Genomic DNA, 8,535 nt, shown 5'->3' with positions numbered 1-8,535 from the left:
GCCAATATCTCACCTATTAATTTTGAACATGAAAAAACTCAGATTTCTGAGTTTTTCAAATTATAGCATACATTCTTATATTACTTTATATTTAAAGTCCATTTCTTACATGTAAAAGAAATGAATAAATTCCTGGAATTAAAACAGCTATAATGACTACAATTAGCATAGGAAAAGGATTTTTAAATAAATCGATAAAAGTTGCCAAAATTAGAAATATACCCAAAACAATATATAAAATCCCAGCTAAATGATGTGTTTTATTCCAATTTTCTTCATTTGCAAGTGTCCAAGGTATTTTAATTCCTAAAGTATAATTTTGCCTTACCTTTGGAAGATAATTTCCTATAATTATGAAAATTAGTCCAATAAATACGCTAAAAAATAAAGTAATATTTAATCTAATTCCCAAGTTATATAGATACATAAAAGCTGATACAAATATAGAAATACAAGGTATTATCCACAAAACAAGAGTATACATCTTATCACTTATATTTTGTTTGCGTGGATCCTTAGCAGTTACTACTGAAGCAAATAAATGGATTAATAACAAAATAAGTGGAAGTCCAACTATTCCAAAAATTTTACTACTAAACCCGTTTGCTTCATTATCAAATCCAATATGTGTCGCCATCGTATCAGGAAGCTTATCCCATAATAATAACCCTATTAAAATAGGTAATAATATGATTATGCTTGTTAAAATTAAAGTCTTTCTATTCCTCATTAGCATTTGTGTCACCCTCCTTTAAACTCGCTATCCAAATCATAACGTCCTCTAATACCGATATATTTAACTGGTAATAAATATAGTTTTTTTCTTTCCTTTCAAAAATAAGATCCGCATTTTTTAAAATTTTCAAATGATATGAAATAGTGGCACCAGTTGTGTTAAAATTTGAAGCTATTTCCCCAGCAGACATTGCACCTTTCTTTAACAATTCTAAAATTTTTCTTCTCTCCGGGTCTGATAGTACCTTAAAGGTATCAGCAAAAGCCATATTGATATCACCCATCCTCTCACTATTTAGAATTCTATCTAAATAGATAGTGCTTTATGTTTGCCTTTTTGTCAATACTATTTAGATGTTTTTCTAAATAATATTATAATATTTAGACTTTATCAATATAATCTTCTATGTAGCTATTATTTAAATTTATTTTTCTTATTACTTTTTTTTATAAACATGTCATCCGCAAGACAATTTAAGTAAATATAAATCAAAAATAGAAAGACTAAATTCTACTGCCTTAATAGTAATAAAGGTATGACTTTCCACTGTTCTTAATTTTTAGAAATTTTCTCCGTTTTAATATTTGACCGCCTTAAATATAAATTAAGACTATTTCCCTAGCTAAAGCTTTATAGAAAATATATCAAATCTCTCCATCTTATATATAAAATATAATTTGAAAGTTTCAAATAATTTTAATAAAAAATATTTATAATAAAGTTTTAAGAACAAGGAGATTGGCAATAGAATAGCTGGCTAATTGAGTAAAAAATATCACAAATATAAATTAACTAATAAATTTATCCAAGACTGTTGTTTCAAGACATATTAGATAATAGGAAACCTAAAACAAACATACTTGTAAATATGCTACTCACTAAGTATAGCAAACATAAGATTTTTTATCGAGTTTTAAAATATAATTTTGGTCATCTACATATTGATATAAAGAAATACTGATAAGATAACTAAAGAGAAAAAATAAAACTTGAATTATATTTTAAAGAGGAATAATTTTGTATAAGGATGAAAATATCATAGATGTATTGACTTATAAAAACAATAAGCTTTAAAAAAATTAGAATTATTTGTTCAAGTAAATGATTTTTAAAAGACTATGAGCAATAAAAGTCATAGTCTTTATATAAAACCTAAAGATTTTTGGATTAGTTTTTATAAAATTCCTAATTCCTTAAGTCTTTATGCCTTAATTTACTTATTAAAATTAATATTTTTATTCGATTTTTCCAAGATATTTGCAGATTAATATTCACTTAGCATATATTCTCTTAATAAGTCTATATTATTTTTATATCCATCATAGTGACTTCTTTCATAGTGGTGGGTTGCATTTACTCCAAGTCCTATACAAGCAAAGTTGAAATCTGTTCCTTGTAGGGCATAAGTTGTTGCATCAGAACCATAACGAAAGTGAACGTCTGTTGCGTAGTCAATATTATTTTTAATTGCTATTTCTTCAAGTCTATGACGAAATTCATAATCATAAGGTGTTCTGGAATCTTTTGCAAGTATAGTTACCTTTTTCTCACAAGATGTGTGATAAGAGCCTACAGTCCCTATATCAAGTGCCAAAATTTCATGTACATCATCAGATACTCCGTAAAGTCCATGACCTATTTCTTCATAGTCTGTCAAAAATAGGTAGGTTGTGTGAGAAACCTCCATTTTTTCGTCCAAAATCTGTTTTACTGCTGCATATAAAACTCCTACACAAGCCATATCATCAAGATATCTTGATTTTATATAGCCGTTTTCAGTGATTACTGTTCTAGGATTAAAGCTTACAAAATCTCCAACATTTATACCTAGTTTTAAAACACCTTCTTTTGAAGAAACATCAGCATCTAGTCTTACTTGAACGGAATCTTCTGTTCTTGAAGCTTCTCTTACTTCATCGGAAAATACATGGATAGAAGCCTTGTCAGGCAAAAGTGTTCCTGTGATTTCTTTTTCTTCTCTGGTATGAATAATTAGGTTTTCTCCCTCTACAGATTGCCAAGCATAGCCACCTATATTTGTTATTCTAAGATAGCCATCATCTTTTATTTCTTTTACAATGGCACCTAATGTGTCGATATGGGCTGCAACAGCTCTTGCTTTTCCCTCACTTTTTCCAGGAAGAACTGCATAAATAGCACCCTTTTTTGTTCTTCTTACTTCAAGTCCCATATCTTCAAAGCGTTTTTTACAAAGTTCTCTTTGTTTAAAGGTATATCCACCTGGAGAAGGTGTTTGTAAAAGTTCTTTGGTTAGTTTCATTGCGTATTCTGTATAATCCATCATATTACTCCTTAATTGTCACTTCATTTGTTGATGATTTTAGTGTTCTTGGCTTTAAATTATTTACATAATGACAGGCAACCGAATGATTTTCGCCAATATCTAAAAGTTGTGGAGCATCTTTTACACATTTTTCTTGAGCATATGGACATCTAGTGTGGAATTTACAACCTTTTGGAGGGTTTGCTGGTGATGGAAGATCACCTTCTAAAATTTGCCTTTCGACAACAGCACTAGGATCTGCTACAGGAGCTGCAGAAAGTAAGGCTTGGGTATAAGGATGAAGAGGATTTTCATATAATTTCTCTTTGGAACCCATTTCTACAAAGTTTCCTAAATACATTACTCCTACACGTGTAGAAATATGTTCCACTACAGAAAGGTCGTGGGATATGAATATATAAGAAAGACCTCTTTCGTCTTGTAGATTCATTAATAGGTTTATAATTTGTGCCTGAATTGATACATCTAGAGCAGATACAGCCTCATCACAAATAACAATTTTAGGATTTAAAACAAGGGAACGAGCTATACCTATACGTTGTCTTTGACCCCCTGAAAATTCATGAGGATATCTTGTTGCGTGATAACCCGCAAGACCACATTCTTCAATTGTGTTTATTACTTTTTCCCTCATATCTTCTTTATCTTTATACAAGCTGTTGTTTGACAAGGGTTCTGCTACAATTTGACCTGCTGTCATACGTGGATTTAAAGAAGAGTAGGGATCTTGGAAAATCATTTGAAGATCTGTACTTAGTTTTCTTCTTTCATCTTTATCCATACCAACAAGTTCTTTACCATTGTATTTTACACTGCCTTCTACACCTTCATAAAGCCCAAGTATAGCCCTTGCAAGAGTTGACTTACCACAGCCAGATTCTCCTACTATACCCAAGGTTTCTCCAGGATATAAGTCAAATGATACTCCGTCCACAGCTTTTACATCACCAACATTGTGTCTAATAAATCCCCCTGTTATTGGAAAATATTTTTTTACATTCCTTACTTCCAGAATCGGTTTTTTATTTTCCATCTTTTTCCTCCTGATCATATAACCAACAAGATACTATGTGTTCATCAAATTCCACAGGAGTTGGTGTTTTTTTCAAACACTTGTCAAAACATTTTGAACATCTATCTGAAAAATAGCACTTATCTCCGAGATTAATTGGATTTGGAACTTGTCCTGGTATTGTGTATAGTCTGTCTTGTTTTATTCCTATCATAGGTTTTGCCTTCATAAGTCCTTTTGTGTAAGGATGGAGAGGATTACCATATATATCTTCAACATATCCTTGTTCTACTACTTTTCCTGCATACATAACTACAACATAGTCTGCCATCTCAGCAACTACTCCCAGGTCGTGAGTAATAAATAGAATGGATGTTTTTGAATTTTCCTTTAAATCTCTTAATAATTCCAAAATTTGTGCCTGAATAGTTACATCCAAGGCTGTAGTAGGTTCATCAGCTATCAAAAGATCAGGATCACAAGCTAGAGCCATGGCTATCATGGCACGTTGCCTCATACCACCTGATAGCTGGTGTGGATATGAATCATTTATAGCTTCAGGTCTTGGGATTCCAACTTTATTTAATAGACTTATGGATTCTTTCCTTGCATCTTCCTTACTAAATTTTCTATGTCTTCTTAATACTTCACTAATTTGATAGCCAATCTTTAGTGAGGGATTTAAAGAAGTCATAGGCTCTTGGAAAATCATAGCTATACGGTTTCCCCTAATTTTTTGCATCTCTTTATCTGAAAGTTTTGTAATATCAAGACCATCAAAATATATATGTCCACCAACAATTCTTCCTGTAGGTTCTTCTATAAGTCTCATCAAAGAAAAACTTGTTACTGATTTCCCACACCCAGATTCTCCTACTACACAAACAGTTTCCCCTTTCATTATTTTGAAGGAAACCCCATTTACAGCTTGAACAGTCCCTCCTTCTGTAAAGAAATTCGTATGAAGATTATCAAATTCAACCAAGGTCTCTAAACCAGAATGGTCAACTTTTTTTACTTTATTTTTTATTACTTTTTCTGTCATAGATTACCTCTTTTGTTTTGGATCTAGTGCATCTCTTAAGCCATCTCCAACTATATTTAAAGCAAATATAGTAATAGAGATAACTATGCCTGGATATAGTGTCAAGAATGGAGCATATCTTATATATTGACGCCCTTCTGAAAGCATAGCACCCCATTCAGGAGCAGGTATTTCAACGCCTAGTCCTATAAAGCTTAATGAGGCTGCATTTAGTATAGCCGATGCTATTCCTAAGGTCATTTGTACAATAATCGGAGCTATACAGTTTGGAAGAACGTGTCTAAATATTATACGAAAATCCGATGCTCCTGATAGCTTTGCAGCTTCAACATACTCTTGTTCTCTAGCTGAAATTACTGACGAGCGCATAATTCTTGCATAAGTAGGTATAGAAGATAAACCAACTGCTATCATTAGATTTCTGACACCTGTTCCTAGTGCTGCAGCTATTGCTATAGCTAAAAGAAGTTGAGGTATAGATAGTAAAATATCTGTAATCCTCATTATAAAGTTATCTATTCTACCACCATAGTATCCTGCAATAGCTCCTAAAAATCCGCCCAAAATTGTAGCTATACCTACAGAAATAATACCTACTGTTAATGATATTCTTGCTCCATAAACTATTCTTGAGAATATATCTCTTCCAAAATTGTCTGTTCCCAATATATGTTCACGAGTGTTTGTTGCAAATGCATTTGAAATATCCTGAACATCATATGAATATGGGGCTACAAAATCTGCAAATATCGCTATTAAAACTAATAATAAAAGTATAATCAAGCCAACAACCGCTAGCTTATTCTTTTTGAACCTATACCAAAAAGATTTAAAACTTGAAGATCTGCTTGCTTTTAATGTTTTTGTTGTTTCCATATGAAATTTCCTCACTTATATTGACTTTGAATCTTAGGATCTAAGAATCCGTATAACAAGTCAACTATTAAATTTATTAAACAATAAACAATAGCTATAACCAAAACTCCACCTTGAACAACAGGGAAGTCTCTCATTTTTATTGAGTCTGTCATAAGTCTTCCCAAACCTGATATGGAGAAGATTGACTCTGTTAAAACAGCTCCACCTAGGAGGTTACCAAATTGCAAACCAATACTTGTAAGAACCGGTATAAAGGCATTTTTCAAAGCATGAATCACTATGGTAGTTTTTTGCTTTAAACCCTTAGCTTTTGCAGTTCTTATATAGTCTTGTTGTAAAACTTCAAGCATTGACGAACGTGTCATTCTCATAATTACAGCTATAGATTGTAAACTTAGTGCTGCTACTGGTAAAATCATTTGTTTAGGTGTTGAAAAACCTGATGGTGGCAGTAAGTTTAGATTTACTGAAAATGCAATAATTAACATTAAACCTAGCCAGAAAACAGGTACACTTAGTCCAAAAAGACCAAACAACATAACTACATTATCTAGGATCGTGTACCTTTTTATTGCCGATATTATTCCCAATGGTACACCAATCAATACCGCTATAGTAATACATAAGACAGCAAGTTTAATAGTATTTGGAAATACTTGTTTAATTAAACCTGATACTGATGTTTTTGACCTATAAGATATTCCCAAATCATGATCTACAACAAGTTTTTTCATATAATTTCCATACTGAACTAGGAAAGGATCATTTAAGCCCAATTCTTCCCTCAGCTGTTCAGCTTCTGCTGTAGAAGAGTTCTCTCCTAATATACTTAAAGCGGGATCTCCTGGAGTGAAATGTAATAAAGTGAATATTATAAAAGTAACCCCTATTAAGGTTGGGATTAACAATAAAATTCTTCTTATTATGTATTTAATCATATTATGTATTCCTTCTTTCTTAAGACCCCTCGGCCTTTAAATAGTGTACCTACATAAGAAACAGAAAAGGATATACCCTTTCTGTTTACTTATGAGCTTATTATTTTCTCTTTACTTTTTTTAATTATTTATTAAAAGAAACAGGTGCTATTCTGTGATAAGCATATGATGTAGGTTCAAAACCTTTTACATAGCTTCTTACTGCGAAAGCTTGTTCTGTTGTAACAAGTGGTAATATTGGTAGTTGATCGTAAAGAATGTCTTGTGCTTTACCATAGACTTCTGAACGTTTACTATCATCTTCTGTTAAACGGCCTTCTTGTAAAAGTTTATCAAATTCTTCGTTTTCAAAGTGTGAATAGTTACTTCCTTCAGCAGATGCACCACTGTTTAGTAGGGCGTAAAGCATTACGTCAGCATCAGCTATATTTGTAGCCCATCCTAGCATGTACATATCATATGCTGTTGGATCTTTCAATTTTTCTAGAAAAGTTGACCATTCTAGTGTTTCAACCTTTGCTTTAATTCCAACTTTTTCAAGTTCTGATTGGATGATTGTACCCATATCTACTCTTAGAGGGTTTTCGTTTGTGATGATTGTTGTTTCAAATCCATCTCCAACCCCTGCCTCTTCTAGAAGTTTTTTAGCCTCATCTATATCTACGTCATAAAATTTTAGTTCTTTTTGTTTAGAATATTTAATATCTGATGGGACCATAGCTATTGATGGCTCTCCTAGTCCTTTATATACTGAATTTACAATTGATGGTATATCCAAGGTGTGGGCTATAGCCTTACGAACATTTACATTATCAAATGGTGCTTTTTTACCATTAAATCCTAAATAGGTTATAGAGTTTTGCTTCTTTCTGATTACATTGATATCAGGATTATCTTTAAGTTTATCTAAATCCAATACCCCAATATCATAAGCTATATCAGCATTTCCTGTTTCAACCTCAATAGCCCTGTTTGTAATTTCTGTAACTGTACGATACTCTACATTTGGAATTGCTGGTTTTTTTCCCCAGTAATCATCAAATGCTTTTAATTCTACCTTGTCATTTTTAGTCCAAGAAACCAATTCATAAGGTCCTGTTCCACAAGGTTTAGAGCCAACTTCCTTACCAGCTTCTTCTACTGCTTTTTTATTCATGATGTAAGAACCTGGGTGAGTTAAATATGCCAAAAATACTGAGTTTGGTTCTTTTAGTGAAAATTCTACAGTATTTTCATCTACAGCTTTTAGTGTATCTAGGTCAATTCCATCATAGTATTCTTTAACAGCCGGAGCTTTAGCAGCCCTATCTAAGGTAAATACAACATCATCTGCAGTAAGTGGTTCTCCGTTTTGGAATTTTACCCCCTTTCTTAAATGGAAAGTATATTTTTGGTTTCCTTCAACATCCCAGCTTTCAGCAAGTCCAGGACTGATTGTCCCATCATTTTCCATTACTACCAAACCATCAAATATTTGCATCATGATATTTGAAGCTGCCACCTCGTTTTGTGCAGATGGGTCCAATGATGATGCATCATAACCAACTACAATTTTTAGAATATCCTTATTAGGATCAGCTGTTCCAACTTTTTCAGTTGTGCTTACATTACTAGAAGATC

At 32.3% G+C, this 8,535-nt stretch carries 8 protein-coding genes; all 8 read right to left on the bottom strand.

Going from position 1 to position 8,535, the window contains the following annotated elements; all coding sequences use genetic code 11:
• Nucleotides 1-91 precede the first annotated feature (91 nt).
• Complete coding sequence (locus SOR60_RS07595; protein ID WP_320595623.1) at nt 92-736, bottom strand: SdpI family protein; 645 nt, start codon at nt 734-736, stop codon at nt 92-94.
• Nucleotides 720-1,004, bottom strand: coding sequence for an autorepressor SdpR family transcription factor (locus SOR60_RS07590; protein WP_154538973.1), 285 nt, complete (start codon nt 1,002-1,004; stop codon nt 720-722). The genes SOR60_RS07595 and SOR60_RS07590 overlap by 17 nt, the downstream gene beginning before the upstream one ends.
• 996 nt (nt 1,005-2,000) lie before the next feature.
• Nucleotides 2,001-3,041 (bottom strand): M42 family metallopeptidase, encoded by a 1,041-nt coding sequence (locus SOR60_RS07585; protein ID WP_320595622.1) that lies wholly within the window; start codon nt 3,039-3,041, stop codon nt 2,001-2,003.
• 1 nt (nt 3,042) lies between these two features.
• Nucleotides 3,043-4,074, bottom strand: coding sequence for an ABC transporter ATP-binding protein (locus SOR60_RS07580; RefSeq protein ID WP_320595621.1), 1,032 nt, complete (start codon nt 4,072-4,074; stop codon nt 3,043-3,045).
• Nucleotides 4,064-5,098, bottom strand: coding sequence for an ABC transporter ATP-binding protein (locus tag SOR60_RS07575; RefSeq protein WP_154538975.1), 1,035 nt, complete (start codon nt 5,096-5,098; stop codon nt 4,064-4,066). The genes SOR60_RS07580 and SOR60_RS07575 overlap by 11 nt, the downstream gene beginning before the upstream one ends.
• 3 nt (nt 5,099-5,101) lie before the next feature.
• Nucleotides 5,102-5,974, bottom strand: coding sequence for an ABC transporter permease (locus tag SOR60_RS07570; RefSeq protein WP_176269380.1), 873 nt, complete (start codon nt 5,972-5,974; stop codon nt 5,102-5,104).
• Nucleotides 5,975-5,985: 11 nt separating this feature from the next.
• Entirely contained in the window at nt 5,986-6,915 is a 930-nt protein-coding gene (locus tag SOR60_RS07565) for an ABC transporter permease (protein ID WP_154538977.1), read from the bottom strand.
• Between the two features lie 124 nt (nt 6,916-7,039).
• The coding region (locus SOR60_RS07560) for an ABC transporter substrate-binding protein (RefSeq protein WP_320595620.1) at nt 7,040-8,535 on the bottom strand (1,496 nt) is incomplete at its 5' end.

The organism is Anaerococcus porci (assembly GCF_034090325.1).
Classification (GTDB): Bacteria; Bacillota; Clostridia; order Tissierellales; family Peptoniphilaceae; genus Anaerococcus; species Anaerococcus porci.
The sequence above is the reverse complement of the archived record's forward strand: the minus strand, read 5'-3'. Positions and strand labels throughout refer to the sequence as shown.